Genomic DNA, 20,835 nt, shown 5'->3' on the forward strand with positions numbered 1-20,835 from the left:
ATGACCGACCAGCCTGCCCAGAAAACCGAAGACTATAAGTCCACCGTATTCCTGCCCCAGACCGACTTTCCGATGAAGGCGGGGCTGGCGGCGAAGGAGCCGGCCATCGCCGCGCGGTGGGAGGCGATGGATCTCTATGGCAAGCTGCGCGAGAAGCGCGCGGGGCGCGAACGCTTCATTCTGCATGACGGCCCGCCCTACGCCAATGGCGACATCCATATGGGCCATGCGATGAACAAGGTGCTGAAGGACATCATCGTTCGCTCGCAATCCCTGCTCGGCAAGGATGCGCCCTATGTGCCCGGCTGGGACTGCCACGGCCTCCCGATCGAATGGAAGATCGAGGAAGAGTATCGCAAGAAGAAGCTGAACAAGGACGAGGTTCCCGCGCAGGAATTCCGCGCCCAGTGCCGCGCCTATGCCGACAAATGGGTCGACGTGCAGCGCGAGCAGTTCAAGCGGCTCGGCATCATGGGCGATTGGGAAGATCCCTATCTGACCATGAAGTTCGATGCCGAGGCGACCATCGTGGGCGAGTTGCTCAAGTTCGCGGTGAGCGGCCAGCTCTATCGCGGGGCCAAGCCGGTGATGTGGTCGCCGGTCGAGAAGACCGCGCTGGCCGAGGCGGAAGTCGAATATGAGGATGTCACCTCGACCCAGATCGACGTGGCGTTCGAGATCGTGGAAGCGCCCCATGCGCCGGAGCTGGTCGGCGCGCATGCGGTGATCTGGACGACGACGCCCTGGACGATCCCGGTGAACCAGGCTTTGGCTTATGGGCCGGAGATTGAATACGCAGTCGTCACCTATCCCAATTGTCGATTTCTGGTGGCGCGGGAGTTGGCCGCAGAATTTATCAACCGCATTGGTAGCGCGCCGCAGGGTGATCCGATTGCCCCCTTCCCGGAAGCGGACATGTGGGATGCAAAGCTCCATATTGTTAAGGGCTCCGACCTAGCCGGTGCCGTCGCGCGTCACCCGATGCACCATCTCGGCGGCTTCTTCGCCAAGCCCCGCCCCTTCCTCCCCGGTGATTTCGTCACGACCGATGCGGGCACCGGCCTGGTCCACATGGCCCCCGACCATGGTGAGGATGATTTTACGCTGTGCAAGGCGCATGGCATCAACCCCGTCTTCGCGGTCGAGGGCGATGGGAAATATCGCGCCGACTGGCTGTGGCTCGGCGGGCAGGGGAGTGTCATCAACCCCAAGTTCGTAAGCAAAGACGGACCGATCTGCACCGACCTGCGCGACGCGGGCGCGCTGCTCGCCGCGTCGGACGATTTCCGGCACAGCTATCCGCATAGCTGGCGGTCGAAGGCGAAGATCATCTTCCGCGCGACGCCGCAATGGTTCATTCCGATGGATGCACCCCAGAATGTCATGCCAGCGAAGGCTGGCATCTCAAGCGGCGGCGCACAAACGCCTGAGACCCCAGCCTCCGCTGGGGTGACGGCAACGGGTGGCAACGGCGCAACCCTCCGCGAAATCGCCCTCGACGCGATCGCCCACACCCGCTGGGTGCCCGAGCGGTCGACAAACCGCATCCGCTCCATGGTGGAGGGACGCCCGGACTGGGTCATCTCCCGCCAGCGCGCCTGGGGCGTGCCGATCGCGCTCTATGTTCATCGCAAGAGCGGCCACTATCTGGTTGATCCGGCGGTCAACGCTCGGATCGTCGAAGCCTTCAAGCAGGGCGGCGCAGACGCCTGGTTCGGCGCGGATCATCAGGCGCTGCTCGGACCCGACTATGACCTCGCCGACTACGAAGTCGTCAACGACATTCTAGACGTCTGGTTCGACAGCGGTTCGACCCACAGCTTCGTGGTCGAGGGCCGCTATGGCGAGGGAGCCCGCGCGGACCTCTATATCGAGGGGTCGGACCAGCATCGCGGCTGGTTCCAGTCGTCGCTGCTGGAAAGCTGCGGCACGCGCGGGCAGGCGCCTTACAAGGCGGTGCTGACTCACGGCTTCGCGCTCGACGGCACGGGCAAGAAAATGTCCAAGTCGCTCGGCAATGTGGTCGATCCGCTCAAGATCATGAGCGAGAGCGGGGCGGACATTTTGCGCGTCTGGGTCGCCAGTACTGACTATTTCGACGATGTGCGCATCGGCAAGGAAGTGCTGGCCGGGGCGTCGGACGCCTATCGCAAATTGCGCAATACATTCCGCTACATGCTCGGCGCTCTTTCCGACTATGATGAAGAGACGGAGGCGGTCAGCTATGGGGAGATGCCGGAACTGGAGCGCTATATGCTCCACCGGCTGGCCACGCTGGACGCGGAATTGCGTGCGGTGGTGGACAAGAGCCAGGGGAGTGACAGCTGGCTGGAATTCAGCCGCTACAGCCGGGCGATCTTCGATTTCGCCAATAGCGACCTCAGCGCCTTCTTCTTCGATATCCGCAAGGATTGCCTCTATTGCGATGCGAAGTCGGACCCCAAGCGCCGCGCCTATCGCACCTTGCTCGACACACTCTTCCATGCGCTGGTGCGCTATGTCGCGCCGATCATCCCCTTTACCGCCGAGGAAGTATGGCAAAGCCGTTTCCCAAGTGACGAGGACAGCGTGCATTTCCTCGAATGGCCGGAGGTCGATGCGCGCTGGATCGACACGGGGCTGGCGGACAAATGGACCGAGCTGCGCGACCAGCGCGAGCAGGTGAACGAGGCGATCGAGCCGCTGCGCCGCGACAAGATCGTCCGGTCCAGCCTGGACGCGGACGTGACCATGGGCGAATTGCTGCCGGTCGGCGACGTCGATTTCGCCGAGGTGGCGATCGTCGCGCGCGTGACCATGGGCGAGGGCGACGGCATCGTCGTGCGGCCGAGCGAGTGGCATAAATGCGGCCGCTGCTGGCGCAAGCTGCCAGAGGTGAGCGAAGACGGCACGCTGTGCGACCGTTGCGCCACGGTGCTGAGCGCATGAGCGCGGTCAATCACCGGCCGCTGGGCCTGACGGTCGCGATCGTAACGCTCGCGCTCGACCAGTTGATCAAATATACCGTGACCTATCCGCTTGCGCTGCAAAGCCGGGCGGATGAGGGCATCGACCTGCTGCCGTTCTTCCGCCTGCGCTGGCTGGAAAACAGGGGCGTGTCGATGGGCTTTTTCCACGCCGATACCGACGCGATGCGCTGGGCTTTGGTGGGCATGACCTTCCTCATCGCAACCTTCGTCGCGATATGGATGTGGCGGGAAAAGGCGCGGCAGGACGTCGCGGCGCTGGGCCTGGTGCTGGGCGGCGCGATCGGCAATATCGTCGATCGGGTGCGGCTGGGCTATGTCATTGATTATGCAGATTTGCATTTCGGCGAATGGCGGCCCTTCCTGATTTTCAACCTGGCGGACGCCGCCATCACCATCGGCGTGCTGATCCTGCTTGCACGGGCGTTGCTGCTGCGCGACAAGGGCGCAAAGACGGAGACTTTGAAGTGAAGCGTAAACTGATCCTCGCTGCCGGCCTGATCGCAACCCTGTCGGCCTGTGGCGGCGGCCGTGGCCTGATGGGGCGCGACCGTCCCGACGAATTCGCCGTGTCGCGTCAGGCGCCTCTTGTCGTGCCGCCTGATTTCGCGCTGGTTCCGCCCGCCCCCGGCACGCCGGCCGCCGCGTCGGTGGACGCCAGCCAGGAAGCGATGCAGGCGATGTTCGGCGGCCCGGCCCAGCGCAGCGCCGCCGAAAGCGGCACGCTGACCCAGGCCGGCCGCGCCGATGCCGCCGCCGGCATCCGATCGCAAGCGGGCGACCCCGACACGCAGGTCGTGAACAAGGGTAACACCACCCGCGACATCATCGCCGCGCCCGAAGGCGACGGGCAGGACGCCCGCGCGGCCGTTCCGCAATAATCGCTCAACGCGGCTGATAGAGGATCTGCGCCTTGCCGGTCGCCCGGACCGGCAGGTGCAATCCCCGGCCATAGGCGTGAATCTGGCCGATATCATAGCGGTCGGCCCTGGCACGGATGACGAAGTCGCCTGTCCGCTTATCGGCGATGGCGCGGCCGATCTTGCCATTCAACTCCGCAATGTCCTTGGCGAAATTCTGCCCCAGGGCGGCGGCGATCATGTCGGAAAAGCCCGGCGCCTGGGCGATGGCTAGGGCCGTGTCGCCGCCTGCTCCATCGGTGTCGCCAGTGATGACTGGATCGACGAAATCAATCCTGGGTGAATTGGGCGCGTTGACCGGCCGGGCCGCGAGCCAGATGCGGCCATGGGTGTCTTCACCATCCACGCGGGCGGCGATATCGACGCCAACGGCGATGCGGCCACCGGTCGCGCCATAACAGTCTATGTTGGAAAAACGCGCGCGCACGGAACCGATGCCGGGCAGGGTGAAGGGGCGTGCGGATCGCTTGTCGAGCGCCCGCTGAATCACCGGTTCCAATGTGCGATAGTCGGATGTGACCGGCAGATAGAGATGGAGTCCGTCCTTGATATCGGACCGGTCGAGCGAGGGAAGCGGCGTCGGTGACGGCCGCTTTGGCCGGGGGACGCCGACCAGCGTCTGCGTTACCGCCTCCAGCCCCAGGTCCAGCCGCAGCCTGCGCCCGTCCATGCGATAGCCGTTGTAGAAAATGCGTTTGGGGGCGACTCGCATCCAGACCGGCGGGTTGCGCCTGTTGAGTTCCAGGGTTGCAAATGCCTCTTGCCAGAGCGTTTCCGCCTTGGCGCGAAGGTTGAGTTGCGCCAGTTCGCGCGGCAGATCCCGTTCCAGGCGCGCGACGATGGGGCGCAGCTTCTCATCCGCCTCATCGGTGAAGCGAATGCGCTGGCCCAGAAAGTCGATGCCCGGCGGCGTCGTCCAGTCATAATGAAGGTCGATCTTGCCGGTGGGCGTCCAGTCGGGCCTGATGTCGAGCCGGATGCGCGCCTGCACCCGTGCCGTGCCGGTTGCGGTTTCCCCTTTCAATATGCCGGCGACATCGCGCGCGCTGATCCGGGCGTGGACGGGCAGGTCGGCGATGATAATTTGCCCGTCACCGCGCAAGGTGACTGGCCCGCGGGTGACTTCACCGATGATGGTGCAGCCGATGGGCGGCGTGACGTTCAATTCCTCGCCGAACACGCGCACTTTCTGGGGCGCGATGCAGCGTGGCTCGCGGCGGTTGATGGTCCAGAGCGTGCGCGGCACGCCCCTTTCAATCGCCTGGCGCAGCGCGTCGGCATCGGCATCTATGGGGACAGACAGGATGGATGTTTCGCGCGGGGCGGGGACGGGATCGGTCGCGCGCTGCGGCGCGAGATCGACGGGTTTTTGCTGACAGGCAGAGGCGAGTAAAAGCAGGGCGAGCGGCGTTCCGCGACGAAAGGACGGCCAAGCCGCCCGCAGAACGCTGTGCAATTGCCCCTTCTCCTCTCCTCTGGTCCGCGACGGCGCATGGCCGCCGCGGTGAGATCAGGACAATCGAGCGGTGATTTGGTTCCCGACTTGCTGGTGTCAGGCCCGCGCTTCGGCACCCACGCTGTTGTGGCGCAGCGCGGTCAGCACCGTGTCGATGATGGCGTCGGCGTCCAGACGGGCCATTGCATATTGTTTTTCCGGCTTGTCCTGATCCTGAAACAGGTCGGGCAGGCGCAAAGTACGTAGTTTCAGGCCATTGTCGATCAGGCCAAGGTCACTCGCCAGCGTCAGCACATGCGCGCCAAGGCCGCCCACCGCGCCTTCCTCGATCGTGACGGCGACGTCATGGCTGGTCAGCAGCTTGCGGATCAGCGCTTCGTCCAGCGGCTTGGCGAAGCGCAGGTCGGCCACGGTGGTGGACAGGCCCTTTGCCTCCAGCGCGTCGGCGGCCTTCAACGCTTCCTCAAGGCGAGTGCCAAGCGAGAGAATCGCGACCTGCCGCCCTTCGCGCACGACGCGGCCCTTGCCAATTTCCAGCGCCTGCGGCTGTTCCGGCAACGCGATGCCGGTGCCATTGCCACGCGGATAGCGCACGGCGATGGGGCCGCTGTCATGGATGGCGCAGGTGTGGACCATATGGACCAGCTCCGCCTCATCCGCCGCGGCCATCACCACCATGTTGGGCAAGGTGGCGAGATAGGTGACGTCAAAGCTGCCGGCATGGGTCGATCCGTCCGCGCCGACCAGGCCCGCGCGGTCGATGGCGAAGCGGACGGGCAGGTTCTGGATCGCCACGTCATGCACGACCTGGTCATAGGCGCGTTGCAGGAAGGTGGAATAGATGGCGCAGAAGGGGCGCATCCCCTGCGCCGCCAGCCCGGCGGCAAAGGTGACGGCATGCTGTTCGGCGATGCCGACGTCAAAGATGCGATCGGGGAAGGCGACCTGGAACTTGTCCAGCCCCGTGCCCGACGGCATGGCGGCGGTGATGGCGCAGACGGCGGGATCGCGCTGCGCCTCGGCGATCAGCGCCTGGGCAAAGACATTGGTGTAGCTGGGCGGGCCGGGCGGCGCCTTGTCCTGCGTGCCGGTGATGACGTCGAATTTCTGGACGCCATGATATTTGTCCGCCGCCGCCTCTGCCGGGGCATAGCCCTTGCCCTTTTGCGTGACGACATGGACGAGGCACGGCCCTTGGGCTGCGTCACGGACATTTTCGAGCACCGGAATCAACTGGTCGAGATTATGGCCGTCGATGGGGCCAACATAGTAGAAGCCCAGTTCCTCGAACAAGGTGCCGCCCATCGCCATGCCGCGCGCGAATTCGTCGGTCTTGCGCGCTGCGTTGTGGAGCGGACGGGGCAGCTTGCGCGCCAGTTTCTTGGCAAGGTCGCGCAGGCCCAGAAATTCGCGACTGGAGACGAGGCGGGCGAGATAGGCGGACAGGCCACCGACCGGCGGGGCGATCGACATGTCATTGTCGTTGAGGATGACGACCAGCCGGTTGCCCGCATCGCGCGCATTGTTCATCGCTTCATAGGCCATGCCCGCCGACATGGCGCCGTCGCCGATCACCGCGATCGCCTTGCCCGGCTTGTCCTGCATCTTGTTGGCGATGGCAAAGCCAAGCGCCGCGCTGATGGAGGTGGAGCTGTGCGCCGCGCCGAACGGATCATAATCGCTTTCCGCGCGCTTGGTGAAGCCGCTGAGGCCGCCGCTTTGCCGCAGGGTGCGGATGCGGTCGCGCCGGCCGGTCAGGATCTTGTGCGGATAGCATTGATGGCCAACGTCCCAGATGAGCTTGTCGTCGGGCGTATCGAACACATAATGGATCGCGGCGGTCAGTTCGACAACGCCCAGCCCCGATCCGAGGTGGCCGCCGGTGACGCCGACGGCAGCGATGGTTTCGGCGCGCAGTTCGTCGGCCAGCTGTCGCAGCTGTTCGGGTTTCAGCTTGCGCAGGTCGGCCGGCCAGACGACCTGGTCGAGCAGTGGAGTTTCGGGGCGATCAGTCATGATAAGGCATAGTCTCCGCTGCGCGCCCGGCCTTGCGCGGGCCGGGCGTCCTTGTCGTCATCAGGCCGCGCACTTGGCGCACAGGCCGAGGATTTCGATGACGGGGCGTTCAGGGTGAAATCCATCCTGCTGCGCGATGGCGCGCACCTGGCCCGTCACCTTGTCATCATCGACATGGGTCGCCTGCTTGCAATTGCGGCAGACCATGAAGATGCAGTCGTGGTGGCAGCCCGGATGGGCATTGGCGATATAGGCGTTGGCGCTTTCCACCCGCATCGCGACATTGTTGGTCACGAAGAGGTCGAGGATGCGATAGACGCTATTGGGCGCTACGCGCTTTCCGCGCGCCTTCGACACGGTGTCAGCAATGTCATAGGCCGAAGCAGGACGTTCCTCCGACGCCAGCGCATCGAAGATGGCGGCGCGCATCGGCGTCCATTGTTCATTCTGCGCCTCCAGCGTCGCGCGGGCGGCATCCGCCAGCTTCGCGCCGGTCGGTTCATGATGATGGTGGTGGTCGGCCATAGGGGTCCAATCTATGCGCAGGCGGCGGATCGGGCAAGGGCGGCGCGTCAGCGCTGCCCGAAGGTCCATGCGGCCCACAGCCAGGCCGCGATCATCAGCGTGCCGCCGATCGGAGTCACGGCGCCCAGCCAGCGCGGTCCGCCCAGCGCCATGATGTAGAGCGAGACGGCGAACACCGCCGCGCCCGCCAGCATCAGCGCAGCCGCGCCGCGCGCCGTGCCCATCACCGCAATCGCCGCGACGGCGTGAACCAGCTGATAAAGCCCGCCGGTGCGCAGCCAGTCGGCAGCCTTCGGGTCAGCCACGCCATGCGCCCCGAACGCGCCCGCGCCGATGGCGATTGCCGCCGAAAGACAGGCCAGTGCCCCGATCATGCGCCGTCTCCATCCCCGCGACTGAGCAGCCGCATGCCGTTGCCGGGCCGATACATCAGGTCCTTGGCCGCGAGCAACGTGCCATGTTCGATCTGGAGCGCCATGCGCTGATCGTCATTGTCCCGATATTGACGCTCCACTTCCTCCACCTCCTTGGGTGGGACGCCGAGCACCTCCATTGCCTGCACGCCCATGCAGATGGCCGATTCATAGACTTCGCGCACGACGCCGGCGAGGTCGATGTCCTTGAGCGCTAGCACCTGCCGACGGTCAAAGGCGCGGACCATGATCGCGGCCTGCGGGAAGGCTTCGGCAATGGGCTGGAGCGCGCGCGAATCGAGGCTGGGATCGTCGATGCAGAAGGCGATCAGCCGCGCTTCATCCGCGCCCGATCGGCGCAGCAGGTCGATGCGGGTGCCGTCGCCATAATAGACCTTCATGTCGAACTGGCTCGACACCTCGATCTGGGCGGGCTTCTTGTCGATCAGCACGACGCCAAAGCCATGGCCCATCAGCATCTGCGCAACGGTCTGGCCAAAGCGGCCATAGCCAACGATAATCGCCGATCCGCGCTGCGCATCTTCTGGCCCCGGCAGGTCGTGGCGCTCCTTGTCCCTGGCAAATTCGAAGCGGCGGGCAAACAGCATCAGGAATGGCGTCGTCGCCATCGAGAAAGTGACGATCGCGCTGAACAGGCTGGCCGCTTCGGGTGCGATCAGCAACGCATTTTGCGCCTGGGTGAACAGGACGAAGCCGAATTCACCGCCCTGGCTCAGCAATAGGCCCGCGCCCAGCGCCTGTTGCCAGGTCATGCCGAACAGGCGGGCGAGGCCGGTGATGATCGCCGCCTTCGTCGCGACCAGGATGGCGGCCATCGAGAGGACGAACAGCGGATTGGAAATGACGGCGCGCAGGTCCAGCACCATGCCAACGGCGAGGAAGAAAAGGCCGAGCAGGATCGAGCGGAAGGGTTCGACGTCGGCCTCTATCTCGTGCCGATAGGGCGAATCGGCCAGCATGACGCCGGCGACGAAGGCGCCCAGCGCGGTCGACAGGTGCAGCGCGTGCATCAGCGCGGCGGCGGCCAGCACGGTGAACAGGCCCACGGCGACGAACAGTTCGCGCTCGCCCATGCGCCCGACCAGCGAGAGGAGCGGGCGCAGGATGAAGCGGCCGGCCAGCACCAGCCCGGCGATGGCCGCGACGGTATAGCCCGCCATCACCCATCCGGGCGGGCCGCCGGCATCGGCCGGATTGCGCGAAAGGGCGGCAATGATGGTGATGAGCGGAACGATCGAAAGATCCTGGAACAGCAGGATCGAAAAGACCTTTTCACCGAAAGGCGAGTTGATGCGGCCGCTGGACTTGAGGCCCGGCAGCACCTGCGCGGTTGAGGAGAGGGCAAGCGGCAAGCCGAGCGCGATCGCCGCGCCCCAGGTAAAGCCGGTCGAATAGAAGATGATCGCGGTCAGCACGCAGCCGCAGGTGACGACCTGCGCCAGGCCGAGCGCGAAAATGTCGCGCTTCAGTCGCCACAGCCGCGCGGGGTGGAGTTCCAGCCCGACGAGGAACAGCAGCAGCACGATGCCGATTTCCGCGATGGCGAGTTTCGATTCGCCGCCACCCACCAGGCCAAGCCCCTGCGGCCCCACCAAAGCGCCTGCGACGAGATAGCCCAGCACCGCGCCAAGCCCGAAGCGGCGGAACAGCATGACAAAAGCGACGGCCGCGCCGAGCAGGATGACGCCTTCGCTCAGCAATATGTCGGTGGCGCTGGTCGTTTCCATCAGGCGTCCGCCATCCGTGCGGCTTCCGCGATCGCTTCAAAGCCCAGGCGAATGGAGGCGTGCCGTGCAGGATAGCCGCGCGCGGGCGCCAAAACCGCAAGGCCGGGCCAGAAATCCAGATCCTCGCTCTCTCCCGCCAGATAGGCTGTCAGCCGATCGCGCGCCTCTGTCAGTTCATCGGCCGTGAGGCCGATCGCCTGCGCGGCCATCAGCGCGGCCGATGCCTGCCCCAGGGCGCAGGCCTTGACGTCCAGGCCCAGCTGCTCGACCCGTCCATCGGCCATGCGCACGTCCGCCGTCACGCGCGAACCGCAGGTGGCCGACCGCTTCTCCACACTGGCCTGTGGGTCGGCCAGGCGCTGATGATGCGGAATGCTAGCGGCGAGCCGCAATATGTCTGTATTGTAGAGGGGGGCGCTCATGCCGCCGATGTAGGGCAGGAATGCGATTTGCGGAAGGCGCGGATGGGGGCCGCAACGAAATAAGCCGCCGCCATTGTTTCGCGGGGTCACGCGGCCTATCGCGGGCGGCATGCATATTCTGGTCGATGCCGATGCCTGCCCCGTCAAGGACGAGATCTACAAGGTCGCCTGGCGCCATGCGGTGCCGGTCACCATCGTCAGCAACAGCATCATCCGCGTGCCCGCGCATCCGCTGGTGGAACGGGTGGTGGTGAGCGATGGGTTCGATGCGGCGGACGACTGGATCGCGGAGCGGGCGGGCGCGGGGAGCATCTGCATCACCGCCGACATTCTGCTGGCGGACCGGTGTCTGAAGGCGGGGGCGCAGGTGATCGCGCCCAATGGCAAGCCCTTCACCACCAGTTCGATCGGCGCGGCGGTGGCGACGCGGGCGATCATGGCGGATTTGCGCGCGGGCGCGGTGGGCGATCCGGTCGGCGGGCCGCCGCCCTTTTCCAAAACGGACCGATCGCGATTCCTCTCGGCTCTGGACGAGGCGCTGGTGCGCCTGAAAAGGGGCCACTGATGGGGGGGCAAGCGGAACAGTCATGGGATGCGATCATCCTGGGCGCGGGCGCGGCTGGCATGATGTGCGCGGCGGTTGCGGGGCAGCGGGGACGCCGCGTGCTGCTGGTCGACCATGCCGATGCGCCGGGCAAGAAAATCCTGATTTCGGGCGGGGGGCGGTGCAATTTCACCAATATCCACACCGCCGCCGACCGCTATCTGTCGGGCAATCCGCATTTCGCCAAGTCCGCGCTGGGCCGATACAGCGCGCAGGATTTCCTGGCGCTGGTCGAACGCCATGGCATCGCCTGGCACGAAAAGACGCTGGGCCAGCTGTTCTGCGACGGATCGGCGCGGCAGATCGTGGCGATGTTGCAGTCCGAATGTGATGCCGGTGGCGTCACTATGTCACTGGGCATGGCCATGACGGATATCGACCATGGCGATGGCCAGTATCGCGTTCGCATGGGCGATCAGGAGCATCGTGCGCCCGCGCTTGTGCTGGCCACGGGTGGGCCGTCGATCCCCAAAATGGGCGCGAGCGGTTTCGCCTATGACGTGGCGCGGCATTTCGGCCTGTCGGTGGTTCAGCCGCGCCCGGCGCTGGTGCCCTTCACGCTGGGGCCGGACGACGCTCTGTTCCAGGCGTTGTCGGGCGTATCGGCGGATGTGAGCGTGCGATGGGGCAAGACCCGCTTTCGCGAAGCGGCGCTGTTCACGCATCGCGGCCTGTCGGGGCCGGCGATGCTCCAGATCAGCTCCTATTGGCAGCATCGCACGCCGATCCAGGTCGACTTCCTGCCGGATCGGGCCACGGACTGGCTGTTGGAGGAAAAGCGGGCGCGGCCGCGCATGCAGCTGCGCAAACTGCTGGCGCAGGCCCTGCCCGAACGGCTGGCCGATGCGCTGCTGGAGCGGGCCGGCGCGCAGGGCGAACTGGGCGCATTGAGCGACAAGGCGCTAAGGCAGTTGGGCGCGCGGCTGGCGGACTGGCCGTTCACGCCCACGGGGACGGAGGGCTATGCCAAGGCGGAGGTGACGGTGGGTGGCATCGCCACCGCCGGCCTGTCGTCACGGACGATGGAGGCAGCGAAAGTGCCGGGCCTGTACGCCATCGGCGAAGCCGTCGACGTGACCGGATGGCTGGGCGGCTATAATTTCCAGTGGGCCTGGGCGAGCGGCTGGGCGGCGGGCCAGGCCATCTGAGCCGGCCGCCGCGCACCGTCAGGCGCGCTGGGCGCGCGCGGCCGAGATACTGGCTTGCAGATGCGAGGGGCGGAAAGGCTTGGACAGGCGCACGATGTCGGGCGCGATCAGGTCGATGCCCTGATAGCCCGATATGATGAGCAGGGCGATATCCGGATGGTCGCAACGCAGCCGGATCGCCAGTTCCGCGCCGGTCATGCCGGGCATCACATAGTCGGTGACGACGATGTCGGGACGGTAGCCCGCATCGATCATGCTGAGCGCCAGTTCGGCATGATCGACATCGACGACATCATAGCCCATGTCCGCCAGCATGTCGCGCGTGCTGGCGCGAACCAGCGCATTATCGTCGACGAGGAGGAGCTTGCCGGTCTGGCGGCGTTCGGCCGCTTGCGGTTGATCGGGGTCGCCGGTGGTCGCGCGATCCTGATCCACTGGTAGCCATAGCAGGATGGAGGTGCCCGCGCCGGCTTCGCTTTCGATCTGGAGCGTGCCGCCCAGCTGGCCGGCAAGGCCGTGCGCCATCGACAGGCCCAGGCCATGACCCGCCGTCTTGGTCGTGAAAAATGGCTCCATCGCGGCCTTGCGCACATCGGGCGTCATGCCAACGCCCGTGTCGCGAATGGCGATGCGGACATAGTCGCCGGGAGCAAGCCCTGCAGGCGGCGACAGCCGCTCCGCCTCGATCATCAGCGATCCGCCGTTCGGCATGGCATCGCGGCTGTTGATCGCGAGGTTGAGGATGGCGAGTTCCAGCTGGTTTGCATCGGCGCGCACAGGGGGGAGGTCGGCGGGCAGATCGGTCGCCAGTGTAACGCGCGACCCAAGCGTGCTGGCGAGTAGCGCCTGCATCCCGGCCAGCAGGTCGGGCAGGTTCACCGCCGTGGGCGAAAGCGGCTGGCGACGGGCGAAGGTCAGCAGCCGCTGCACCAATATCTGCGCTGTCTCGGCCGCCTGCATCGCCATGCCGGCATGGCGGTCGATCGTTTCGGGCGTGCGTCGTGGCGAAAGGATAAGGTCCAGACCGGCGATGATCGGCGTCAGCAGGTTGTTGAAGTCATGCGCGACATGACCGGTGAGCTGGCCCATCACCTCCATCTTCTGAAGCTGACGCAGCATGTCCTGCGACTGTTCCAGTTCCTGCGTCCGCTCCTGCACCCGCTGGTCAAGCTGGTCGTTGAGCGATTCCAGCGCGGCGAACAGCCGGCCATTTTCCAGCGCTGTGGAAGCGGCGCGGGCCAGTGCCTCCAGCAGGGCAACCTCATTGTCCGTCGGTTCACCCTGTTCGGACCAATAGGCGCCGACCGCCGCCGTCGCTTCGCTGCGGCCGATCGGCACCATCACCATCGATCGCACGAAGGTCTGCTCATAAGCGGCGACGGGCACCCGCGGATCGTTGTATATGTCCGGGATGATAGCGGTTTCGCCATGGCGCATGGCCCAGCCCGATACGCAATTGCCGGCGGGAAAGCGCTGCCCCGACCAGAGCGGCGCCATCGAATCCTCCGCGACATAATGGCACAGGCCACCTTCGCGCAGGATGACCGCGATGCCGTCCGCCCCCACGGCGCGCCGGGCGAAGGCGCGCAGCACGTTGACGATCGCGTCGAGCGATCGCGCGCCGGCCAGTGCTTCCATGGCTTCTGCGGCGATCGTCCATCGCGCAGCCAGCGCCTTCTGCTCCGAACTGCGCACGCTCATCAGTTCCCTGGTCATGGGCTGCCCTCTTTCAAAGAGTCGGCAGCCCTTATATCATTGAAATTGCTTGAATGTGAAATCGGATAGGCGGCGGCGGACAGCACCGCAACTCCTCAAGTACCGGTTAACCACGCAAAACAGTGCGAAACCTTGGATCAGGGACCCTCGTCCTCGCTGGAAGGCTGGGTGCGCACGGTCGGCGGCGGGGGCGCATTGGCCGGCGGACCAGGGAGCGGTGGGTCGGACGGGATGCGCAGCTGATTCGGGCCAAGATTGACGGTCATGCCATCTTCATCCACGCCCAGCCCGACATTGCCGATACCGGTTTCCACTGTGATGTTTGCGATGGCGTTGACCAGATCGGCGTCCTGCGTCTCCTCCGGCGCATCCTCGACCGGTTCGTTGATCGCGCCGCTCATGAAATTGCGCCAGATGCGTGCGGGCACGCCGCCGCCCGCCGCGCCGCCGGGTAGCGGGGCATTGTCGTCATTGCCGATCCACACCGCCGTCACCAGCCCGCCGGCATAGCCCACGAAAATGGCGTCACGGCTGTCCTGCGTCGTCCCGGTCTTGCCAAAGGTGCTGGTGCGGAGCGCCGCGGCGCTGCCCGTGCCGCGATTGGCGGCGGAGGAGAGGAGATCGCGGATCATGGCGAGCTGATTTTCGCTGAACCGGCGCTGGCGTTGCATCAGGCGCGTGAACCAGCCTTCCTCCTCGGGCGGCAGGCCGTGGGCGACGACGGGGTAGGCGCCCGCCGCCACCGCCGCATAGGCTTCGGCCAGTTCGATGAGCGGGATTTCCGACGTGCCGAGCGCCAGGCTGAGATCCTCGGTCAGGGGTGCGGTAACGCCCAAGTCGCGCGCGACCTTGATGACATTGTCGACACCCACCTGCTGCGTCAGCCGCACCGCCGCGACATTGCTGGAGGCGGCGAAAGCCTGGCGCAGGGTGATGCGGCCGCGATATTTGCCGCCATGATTGGCGGGCCGATAGCTGCCGGAGGTGAAGGGCGTGTCGTCCACCATGTCGTCGGGCGTCATGCCTGCGCGGAAGGCGGCGAGATAGACGAACAGCTTGAAGGTCGATCCGGGCTGACGTCTGGCCTGCACCGCACGGTTGAAGCTGCTCTTCGCGTAATTCTTGCCGCCAACCATCGCGACGACGCTGCCGTCGGGCTTCATCGCGACGAGCGCAGCCTGCGCCTGGCCCAGCGGCGCGCGTCGCACCGCCGCTTCGGCCAGGCGCTGGATGCGCCAGTCGAGCGTGGTTTCGATTCGCTGTTCGCCATAGACCGCGCCGGCGCGGTCGCGCGCGATCGGCAGCACCCAGTCGGCGAAGTACGTGCCGCTGGTCGCGTCAGGATCATCATGGACGTCGAGCCGCGCGGGCCGCAGCCGGTTGCGCTCGGCCTGGGTCAGATAGCCCGCATCCACCATCGCCTGAGTCACCAGCGCTGCGCGCGCGCGTGCGCCGGCCAGATTGCCAGTGGGGGCTAGGCGCGACGGGGCCTTAAGCAGGCCGGCCAGCATCGCAGCCTGCGGCACGGTCAGCCGAGCGGGCACGCGATTGAAATAATGGCGCGCCGCCGCGCGCAATCCATAGACATTGTCGCCGAAATAGACGTTGGAGAGGTATCGCTCCATGATCTGGTCCTTGGTCAGCCAGACCTCCAGCCATAGCGCGATCAGCGCCTCGCGCGCCTTGCGGCCGAGCGTCCGGTCGCTCGACAGGAAAACGCCCTTGGCGAGTTGTTGCGTGATGGTGCTGCCGCCCTGCGACGCGCCATCGGACCACAGGTTATGCCACATCGCCCGCGCGATGCCGCGTGGGTCGATGCCCCAATGGGTGGGGAAGCGCCGATCCTCGATCGCCATGAACGCCTGGGGCACATGCGGCGGCAATTCGGTCATCGTTACCGGCGTATCGATGACGGCCCCGCGCCGCGCGATCAGATGACCATCGGCCGACATCAGGCTGATGCTGGGCGGGACGATGGGTTTCAATGATCGGGACAGCGGGGCAGTGATCGCCAGCCAGGCGACGAGGATCATCACCAATGCCAGCAACACCGCGAGTATCCAGCCGACAATCTGTATTCTTCGCCGCCAGGGGGTAGGCGGGGCAAAGGCGCTGGGCGGGCCGGCGCCAAAGGCGCGCGGCGGCAGCGGAGCCGGCTCGACGGGGCGGGTGTCGTTCATCGGTTCGCTCATGCTGTGTTATTCATACCATACAGTCAAGCCTGTCCCGTGACGGGACATTGGCAAATTGCCGTCACGAAGCCATGGCACAAATGGTAAATTATTCGTTAACGACGCATGATGCGAAACCGTCCTCTCGTCCTCACGACCGAATCGGCCCGCCACCCCTTCCGGCAGAGACTGCCCGCCCATGTGCTGCGCGTACGCGACGACGGCGCGCCGCCGACCCGCAAGCTGGCGGATGACGACAAGGACTGGAAATTGTTTGCGTTGAGCTTCTGCGCCTTTTTCACTGCCTTCTACAGCTTCATCTTCTGAAGCCTGGCGCGGCGGCTCTGCCCGCGTCAGTGACAAATCGGGTCGTCGCATGCCTTGTGCAGTTTCCAGGCCATCGCCGCGCAGGGCAGCGACAGGATGGCGACCAGCAGCAATTGCATCACCACCGACACGCCCGCGATGCTGAGGCCGATGGCACAGAGCGACCCGATCACCATGGCGCCGCTGTTGACGATGTTATTGGCGGCAACGGTCCGCGCCGCCTCGCATTTTTCGACCGTGGTGGTGAGGAATGCGTAGAGCGGCACCACGAACATGCCGCCAAAGGTCGCCACGCCCAGCAGGCAGAGAGAAAGCGGCAGCGCCAGCGGGTGCGCCATAAATTCCGACAGCGACAGCATCTGTCCGTTCGGCGCGGGCGCCCACAGGTCGCACACGATGTGGAAGGCGACGATGCACAGCCCCATGCCGATCACCGAGGCGGGGGCATATTTGGCCGACACATGCCCCTGCAACAGGCGGTTGATCGCAACCGACCCGATGGCGATGCCGATGGAAAATATGGCGAGGAACAGGCTGGCGACCGGCTTGTCGGCGGTCAGCACATTTTTCACCAGCGGGGGAAACTGGATGAACAGGATCGATCCGACTGCCCAGAACAGGCTGATCGCCATGATCGCCAGGAACAGGCGGCGGATATGCATGGTGCCGCGCACCAGCGCGATGGACGAGCGGATGATGTGAAAGTCGATCGGCTGCGCGTCCAGCATGGATGGCGCCGATGGCACCTGACGCCCGGCGATATAGCCGATCAGCGCGGTCGCAATGATGCAGATGGCGGCGACCTCGACCGGGATGAGGCCGGCCAATATGGTGCCCGCCAGGATTGCGATATAGGTGCCGGCCTCCACCAGTCCGGTCCCCCCTAGCACTTCATCCTCATGCAGATGCTGCGGCAGGATGGCATATTTGATCGGGCCGAAGAAGGTGGAATGGATGCCCATGGCGAACAGCGCCGCCAGCAACAGCGGGATCGCCAGCGTGTGGACCGTGATGCCGCTCCAGATCAGCGCCAGCCCGACCGCGCCCACGGTCATGATCGCGATTTCGGCCCCTTTCACCCAGCGGATGATGACCGCCTTGTCGCGCTGGTCGGCCAATTGGCCGGACAGGGCCGACAGCAGGAAGAAGGGGAGGATGAACAGGCCCGTCGCCAGCGCACTGAACCAGGTTTCCGACTTTTCGTCATTATAGACCTGATAGACGACGAACAGCACCATCGCGTTCTTGAACAGATTGTCGTTGAACGCGCCAAGCAGCTGAGTAACGAAAAGCGGCAGGAAACGGCGCTTGTTCAGGAGCCTGAGAGAGGCTTGCATGTATGGGGGATCTTCTTTCCCGTTAGCGACCGGGGCGGGGTCTAGCGGTTGGCGGCGTCCATGTCCAATGCTTGCGCCGCGTTGGCCGGGCGCGCCATTTTCGCGTGGCTTAGCTGCTGCTTGTGCGCAGCGCCGGACTGTGGCAGTCCGCGCCCATGCTGACGCTGCCCAACCTGCTGACGCTTTCGCGCATCCTGACCGTTCCGTTGCTCGTGGCGCTGCTGTGGCCGGCGGAACTGGGCGCGCGCTGGACGACCGGCTATACGCTGGCTTTCGCGCTCTACTGCCTGATGGGCATCACCGATTATTTCGACGGCTACCTGGCCCGCGCGCAGGGCACGGTGTCCAAACTGGGCGTGTTCCTGGACCCGATCGCCGACAAGATCATGGTCGGCGCGGTGATTTTGATGCTGGCGGCGACGCGGGATATTGCGGGGCTGCACATCATCGCGGCGATGATCATATTGCTGCGCGAAATCGCTGTGTCGGGCCTGCGCGAGTTTCTCGCCGGATTACAGGTGTCGGTGCCGGTGTCCCGGCTCGCCAAGTGGAAGACGACCTTTCAGTTGATCGCGCTGGGTGCGCTGATCCTGGCGGGCGCGGTGCCGCAATTTCCCTTCGTCCAGATGGTCGGAATAGCGACCCTGTGGGCCGCCGCGATCCTGACGTTGATCACCGGCTGGGATTATCTGCGCGTCGGCATCAGTCATATGGATTGATGGCTATGGCGACGCTCACCATCGTCTATTTCGCCTGGGTGCGCGAAGCCATCGGCCGCGACGAGGAGCAGGTGGAGCGGGCGCAGGCCGGCGCCACCGTCGCGGACTTGGTCGCGATGCTGGCGGCGCGCGGCGGCGGCTATGCGCAGGCGCTGGGCGATCCCGCCCGGCTGCGCGCGGCGATCGACCAGCGGTTCGCGCCGCTCGACACCCCGATCGGCGACGCGCGGGAGATTGCGCTGTTTCCACCGGTGACGGGCGGATGAAACGGCTCGCGATCCAGGCGAAGGATTTCGACGTCGCGGCTGAACTGGCCGCGCTGGAGGCGCTGGGCGGCGGCGGGGTCGCCAGCTTCACCGGCGTGGTGCGCGGGGGCGATGGCCTGCTGGCGCTGGAACTGGAACATTATCCGGCAATGACGCAGGCACAGGTGGCGCGGATCGTCGAGGATGCCATGGCGCGCTGGCCGCTGCTGGGCGCCAGCGTCATCCATAGGGTCGGCCGGCTGGAGCCGGGCGCGCGCATCGTGTTCGTCGGCACTGCCTCCCGCCACCGCACAGCCGCGCTGGAAAGCTGCGCCTTCCTCATCGACTGGCTGAAATCCCACGCCCCCTTCTGGAAGAAGGAACATTTCGAAGGCGGCGCGACGCAGTGGGTGGAAGCACGCGCGGAAGATGAGGCGAAGGCGAAGAAGTGGGGTGGCTGACGGCCGGATACGACCATTTGCGGCCGCTTATGGATCTCTTGTGTGGTGTCCATAGCGGACATCGCAAATAATGCTAGATAATGAGTATGACCCGTTTCTCAGATGCCTTATCCAGCGCTTCGGCACACCTAATCGCAGGACGCCTAGCCGGCTGGGCGGTTGTCGCTGCAACCGCGCTACTGGCGGCGTGTTCCTATGTCTACACAGTTGAGGCCCTGTTTATCGACGGTAAGCTATCTTTTGTCAGCGAGGAGGTTAACGAAACAGGTTCGCCATACTGCCTAACCTCGTTCAAAGTAAGCGACGCTGCTGGCTCGGCAGTCTGGGAATTCGACGCATACGATCTTTATAAGAGCGCTACCAAATGCGGCCCGAACTTCCCCCTTCGATACGGTCAGGCACCACAGGGTGCAGTTACCGTGACGCCAGCTAAACCACTCAAAGCTGACGAACTCTATACTATCGAAGGCAACGCCGGGAATGCGCTTCAAGGTAGCTTTCGCTATCAGGTGAAGCGGATCACTACTGTCGAAAATCTCGACATGAAATCGCCAGAGGTAAGGGCTGCTCAGCAGCGCGGCTGGGACCGGCAAAGGGCTGATCGTGACCGTCCGATCTCGCATTTCTGAGCCGGTAGGCAGTCAGTCCCCTTTCCACCCATTCTGTTTGTGGAGCTCACCTTCAACTGTATGCGTCCCCCTCACGCGGCCTCGGGCAAGCGGCAGCTCTTCGCGGCGGCGTCGCGTAATATTTCCGCGAGCATGTGGAATTCCTTTTCGCGCGGGCTGTTGCGCCGCCATACCAGCGCGATGTCGCGCGCAGAGCGGTCGGACTTGAGCGGGCGGGCGGTGATGCGGGTATGGTCCAATATGCCGCCGGCAATCGCCATTTCCGGGATCATGGTGACGCCCAGGCCATTGTCGACCATCTGAATGAGCGTGTGCAGCGACGTGCCCATCATCGTCGCGCTCGCACGCAGGTCGGGGCGGTTGCACGCGGCGAGCGCATGGTCCTTGAGGCAATGGCCATCCTCCAGCAGCAACAGCTTGCTCTCGTCTATCATGCCGGGCTTGATCCATTCGGGCGGATTGGACGGATCATCCTGCGGGAAGGCGACATAGAGCCGATCCTCGAACAGGATTTCGCTGTCCAGTTCGCCCATGGGGAAGGGCAGGGCCAGCAACACGCAGTCGACATTGCCGTGGCGCAGCGATTCGATGGCGGCCTGACTGGTTTCTTCCCGCAGATAGAGTTTCAGTTCGGGACGATCGGCGCGCAGCCGGGGCAGCATGCGCGGCAGCAGGAAGGGCGCGATGGTCGGGATGACGCTCATGCGCAATTCGCCGGTCAGCGGCTTGCCCGACGCTTCGGCGATGGCGGCCAGTTCCTCCGCCTCCCGCAGCACGCGATGCGCCTTTTCCACGATGCGGTCGCCCAGCGCCGTGAAGCGGACCACGCGGCGCGTCCGCTCGACCAGGGTGACGCCGATCAGCGATTCCAGTTCGCGGATGCCGGCCGACAGGGTGGACTGGGTGACGAAACAGGCTTCGGCCGCCTTGCCGAAATGCCCCTGTTCCTTCAGCGCCACCAGATATTGCAACTGTTTGAGCGTCGGCAGGTAACTGGACATTTATCGGCTTC

The 20,835-nt window shown here is 65.1% G+C and carries 20 protein-coding genes; 10 read left to right on the plus strand and 10 right to left on the minus strand.

The features are described from left to right. Genes ileS through SAB01S_RS10760 form a run of 3 tightly spaced genes read left to right on the plus strand, consistent with a single transcriptional unit; the run spans position 1 to position 3,847 of the window. Entirely contained in the window at positions 1-2,928 is a 2,928-nt protein-coding gene (ileS, locus tag SAB01S_RS10750; protein ID WP_062733024.1) for an isoleucine--tRNA ligase, read from the plus strand. Then, the gene (gene lspA, locus SAB01S_RS10755) at positions 2,925-3,437 is read left to right on the plus strand and encodes a signal peptidase II (protein ID WP_062733025.1); all 513 of its coding nucleotides are present in this window, start codon (positions 2,925-2,927) and stop codon (positions 3,435-3,437) included. The genes ileS and lspA overlap by 4 nt, the downstream gene beginning before the upstream one ends. After that, positions 3,434-3,847 carry a DUF3035 domain-containing protein gene (locus SAB01S_RS10760; protein WP_021224566.1) on the plus strand — a complete coding sequence of 138 codons (414 nt, stop codon included), beginning with the start codon at positions 3,434-3,436 and terminating at the stop codon, positions 3,845-3,847. The genes lspA and SAB01S_RS10760 overlap by 4 nt, the downstream gene beginning before the upstream one ends. 4 nt (positions 3,848-3,851) lie before the next feature. On the opposite strand, the gene SAB01S_RS10765 is transcribed toward SAB01S_RS10760, so the two are convergent. The 6 genes from SAB01S_RS10765 to SAB01S_RS10790 all read right to left on the minus strand — a co-directional run bounded on the left by SAB01S_RS10765 (position 3,852) and on the right by SAB01S_RS10790 (position 10,466). Then, positions 3,852-5,342 carry a DUF4403 family protein gene (locus SAB01S_RS10765; RefSeq protein WP_062733026.1) on the minus strand — a complete coding sequence of 497 codons (1,491 nt, stop codon included), beginning with the start codon at positions 5,340-5,342 and terminating at the stop codon, positions 3,852-3,854. 96 nt (positions 5,343-5,438) lie between these two features. Then, on the minus strand, positions 5,439-7,358 hold the full coding sequence (dxs, locus tag SAB01S_RS10770) for a 1-deoxy-D-xylulose-5-phosphate synthase (RefSeq protein WP_062733027.1): 1,920 nt from the start codon (positions 7,356-7,358) through the stop codon (positions 5,439-5,441). A gap of 60 nt (positions 7,359-7,418) precedes the next feature. Then, positions 7,419-7,883, minus strand: coding sequence for a Fur family transcriptional regulator (locus SAB01S_RS10775; RefSeq protein ID WP_062733028.1), 465 nt, complete (start codon positions 7,881-7,883; stop codon positions 7,419-7,421). A 47-nt stretch (positions 7,884-7,930) separates the two neighbouring features. Further along, the gene (locus SAB01S_RS10780; RefSeq protein WP_062733029.1) at positions 7,931-8,257 is read right to left on the minus strand and encodes a DUF423 domain-containing protein; all 327 of its coding nucleotides are present in this window, start codon (positions 8,255-8,257) and stop codon (positions 7,931-7,933) included. Then, a complete protein-coding gene (locus SAB01S_RS10785) occupies positions 8,254-10,044 on the minus strand; it encodes a cation:proton antiporter domain-containing protein (RefSeq protein ID WP_062733030.1) in 1,791 nt (596 codons plus the stop codon). The genes SAB01S_RS10780 and SAB01S_RS10785 overlap by 4 nt, the downstream gene beginning before the upstream one ends. Beyond that, on the minus strand, positions 10,044-10,466 hold the full coding sequence (locus tag SAB01S_RS10790; protein ID WP_062733126.1) for an iron-sulfur cluster assembly scaffold protein: 423 nt from the start codon (positions 10,464-10,466) through the stop codon (positions 10,044-10,046). Before SAB01S_RS10790 ends, SAB01S_RS10785 begins: the two co-directional genes overlap by 1 nt. 109 nt (positions 10,467-10,575) lie before the next feature. On the opposite strand from SAB01S_RS10790, the gene SAB01S_RS10795 reads away from it, so the two are divergent. After that, positions 10,576-11,031 (plus strand): YaiI/YqxD family protein, encoded by a 456-nt coding sequence (locus SAB01S_RS10795; RefSeq protein WP_062733031.1) that lies wholly within the window; start codon positions 10,576-10,578, stop codon positions 11,029-11,031. After that, positions 11,031-12,218 carry a BaiN/RdsA family NAD(P)/FAD-dependent oxidoreductase gene (locus SAB01S_RS10800; RefSeq protein WP_062733032.1) on the plus strand — a complete coding sequence of 396 codons (1,188 nt, stop codon included), beginning with the start codon at positions 11,031-11,033 and terminating at the stop codon, positions 12,216-12,218. The genes SAB01S_RS10795 and SAB01S_RS10800 overlap by 1 nt, the downstream gene beginning before the upstream one ends. 18 nt (positions 12,219-12,236) lie before the next feature. Here the strand turns inward: SAB01S_RS10800 and SAB01S_RS10805 are convergent, their stop codons facing one another. Then, the gene (locus tag SAB01S_RS10805; protein WP_062733033.1) at positions 12,237-13,934 is read right to left on the minus strand and encodes an ATP-binding protein; all 1,698 of its coding nucleotides are present in this window, start codon (positions 13,932-13,934) and stop codon (positions 12,237-12,239) included. Between the two features lie 137 nt (positions 13,935-14,071). Next, positions 14,072-16,126 (minus strand): transglycosylase domain-containing protein, encoded by a 2,055-nt coding sequence (locus SAB01S_RS10810; RefSeq protein WP_062733034.1) that lies wholly within the window; start codon positions 16,124-16,126, stop codon positions 14,072-14,074. A 108-nt stretch (positions 16,127-16,234) separates the two neighbouring features. Here SAB01S_RS10810 and SAB01S_RS10815 point away from each other — a divergent pair, with 108 nt between their 5' ends. Further along, positions 16,235-16,432, plus strand: coding sequence for a hypothetical protein (locus SAB01S_RS10815; RefSeq protein ID WP_062733127.1), 198 nt, complete (start codon positions 16,235-16,237; stop codon positions 16,430-16,432). Positions 16,433-16,458: 26 nt separating this feature from the next. On the opposite strand, the gene SAB01S_RS10820 is transcribed toward SAB01S_RS10815, so the two are convergent. After that, on the minus strand, positions 16,459-17,769 hold the full coding sequence (locus SAB01S_RS10820) for an MFS transporter (RefSeq protein WP_062733035.1): 1,311 nt from the start codon (positions 17,767-17,769) through the stop codon (positions 16,459-16,461). Between the two features lie 155 nt (positions 17,770-17,924). On the opposite strand from SAB01S_RS10820, the gene pgsA reads away from it, so the two are divergent. The 4 genes from pgsA (at position 17,925) to SAB01S_RS18475 (ending at position 19,823) form a co-directional block, all read left to right on the plus strand. Further along, positions 17,925-18,488, plus strand: coding sequence for a CDP-diacylglycerol--glycerol-3-phosphate 3-phosphatidyltransferase (gene pgsA, locus SAB01S_RS10825; RefSeq protein WP_021224579.1), 564 nt, complete (start codon positions 17,925-17,927; stop codon positions 18,486-18,488). A 5-nt stretch (positions 18,489-18,493) separates the two neighbouring features. Then, positions 18,494-18,754 (plus strand): molybdopterin converting factor subunit 1, encoded by a 261-nt coding sequence (moaD, locus tag SAB01S_RS10830; protein ID WP_062733128.1) that lies wholly within the window; start codon positions 18,494-18,496, stop codon positions 18,752-18,754. Beyond that, complete coding sequence (locus SAB01S_RS10835; protein ID WP_062733036.1) at positions 18,751-19,194, plus strand: molybdenum cofactor biosynthesis protein MoaE; 444 nt, start codon at positions 18,751-18,753, stop codon at positions 19,192-19,194. Before moaD ends, SAB01S_RS10835 begins: the two co-directional genes overlap by 4 nt. 80 nt (positions 19,195-19,274) lie before the next feature. Then, on the plus strand, positions 19,275-19,823 hold the full coding sequence (locus tag SAB01S_RS18475; protein ID WP_031297380.1) for a hypothetical protein: 549 nt from the start codon (positions 19,275-19,277) through the stop codon (positions 19,821-19,823). A 71-nt stretch (positions 19,824-19,894) separates the two neighbouring features. Here the strand turns inward: SAB01S_RS18475 and SAB01S_RS10840 are convergent, their stop codons facing one another. Beyond that, positions 19,895-20,824 (minus strand): hydrogen peroxide-inducible genes activator, encoded by a 930-nt coding sequence (locus tag SAB01S_RS10840; protein ID WP_062733037.1) that lies wholly within the window; start codon positions 20,822-20,824, stop codon positions 19,895-19,897. Positions 20,825-20,835 lie beyond the last annotated feature (11 nt).

The sequence above is a fragment of the Sphingobium abikonense NBRC 16140 genome, from assembly GCF_001598335.1.
GTDB lineage: Bacteria > Pseudomonadota > Alphaproteobacteria > Sphingomonadales > Sphingomonadaceae > Sphingobium > Sphingobium abikonense.

Excerpts from the sequence above, each read along its gene's own strand:
- ileS (WP_062733024.1), top strand. The coding sequence starts at position 1 with ATGACCGACCAGCCTGCCCAGAAAACCGAAGACTATAAGTCCACCGTA.
- lspA (WP_062733025.1), top strand. The coding sequence starts at position 2,925 with ATGAGCGCGGTCAATCACCGGCCGCTGGGCCTGACGGTCGCGATCGTA.
- dxs (WP_062733027.1), bottom strand. The coding sequence starts at position 7,358 with ATGACTGATCGCCCCGAAACTCCACTGCTCGACCAGGTCGTCTGGCCG.
- SAB01S_RS10775 (WP_062733028.1), bottom strand. The coding sequence starts at position 7,883 with ATGGCCGACCACCACCATCATCATGAACCGACCGGCGCGAAGCTGGCG.
- SAB01S_RS10780 (WP_062733029.1), bottom strand. The coding sequence starts at position 8,257 with ATGATCGGGGCACTGGCCTGTCTTTCGGCGGCAATCGCCATCGGCGCG.
- SAB01S_RS10785 (WP_062733030.1), bottom strand. The coding sequence starts at position 10,044 with ATGGAAACGACCAGCGCCACCGACATATTGCTGAGCGAAGGCGTCATC.
- SAB01S_RS10790 (WP_062733126.1), bottom strand. The coding sequence starts at position 10,466 with ATGAGCGCCCCCCTCTACAATACAGACATATTGCGGCTCGCCGCTAGC.
- SAB01S_RS10795 (WP_062733031.1), top strand. The coding sequence starts at position 10,576 with ATGCATATTCTGGTCGATGCCGATGCCTGCCCCGTCAAGGACGAGATC.
- SAB01S_RS10800 (WP_062733032.1), top strand. The coding sequence starts at position 11,031 with ATGGGGGGGCAAGCGGAACAGTCATGGGATGCGATCATCCTGGGCGCG.
- SAB01S_RS10805 (WP_062733033.1), bottom strand. The coding sequence starts at position 13,934 with ATGACCAGGGAACTGATGAGCGTGCGCAGTTCGGAGCAGAAGGCGCTG.
- SAB01S_RS10810 (WP_062733034.1), bottom strand. The coding sequence starts at position 16,126 with ATGAGCGAACCGATGAACGACACCCGCCCCGTCGAGCCGGCTCCGCTG.
- SAB01S_RS10815 (WP_062733127.1), top strand. The coding sequence starts at position 16,235 with ATGCGAAACCGTCCTCTCGTCCTCACGACCGAATCGGCCCGCCACCCC.
- SAB01S_RS10820 (WP_062733035.1), bottom strand. The coding sequence starts at position 17,769 with ATGCAAGCCTCTCTCAGGCTCCTGAACAAGCGCCGTTTCCTGCCGCTT.
- pgsA (WP_021224579.1), top strand. The coding sequence starts at position 17,925 with ATGCTGACGCTGCCCAACCTGCTGACGCTTTCGCGCATCCTGACCGTT.
- moaD (WP_062733128.1), top strand. The coding sequence starts at position 18,494 with ATGGCGACGCTCACCATCGTCTATTTCGCCTGGGTGCGCGAAGCCATC.
- SAB01S_RS10835 (WP_062733036.1), top strand. The coding sequence starts at position 18,751 with ATGAAACGGCTCGCGATCCAGGCGAAGGATTTCGACGTCGCGGCTGAA.
- SAB01S_RS18475 (WP_031297380.1), top strand. The coding sequence starts at position 19,275 with ATGAGTATGACCCGTTTCTCAGATGCCTTATCCAGCGCTTCGGCACAC.
- SAB01S_RS10840 (WP_062733037.1), bottom strand. The coding sequence starts at position 20,824 with ATGTCCAGTTACCTGCCGACGCTCAAACAGTTGCAATATCTGGTGGCG.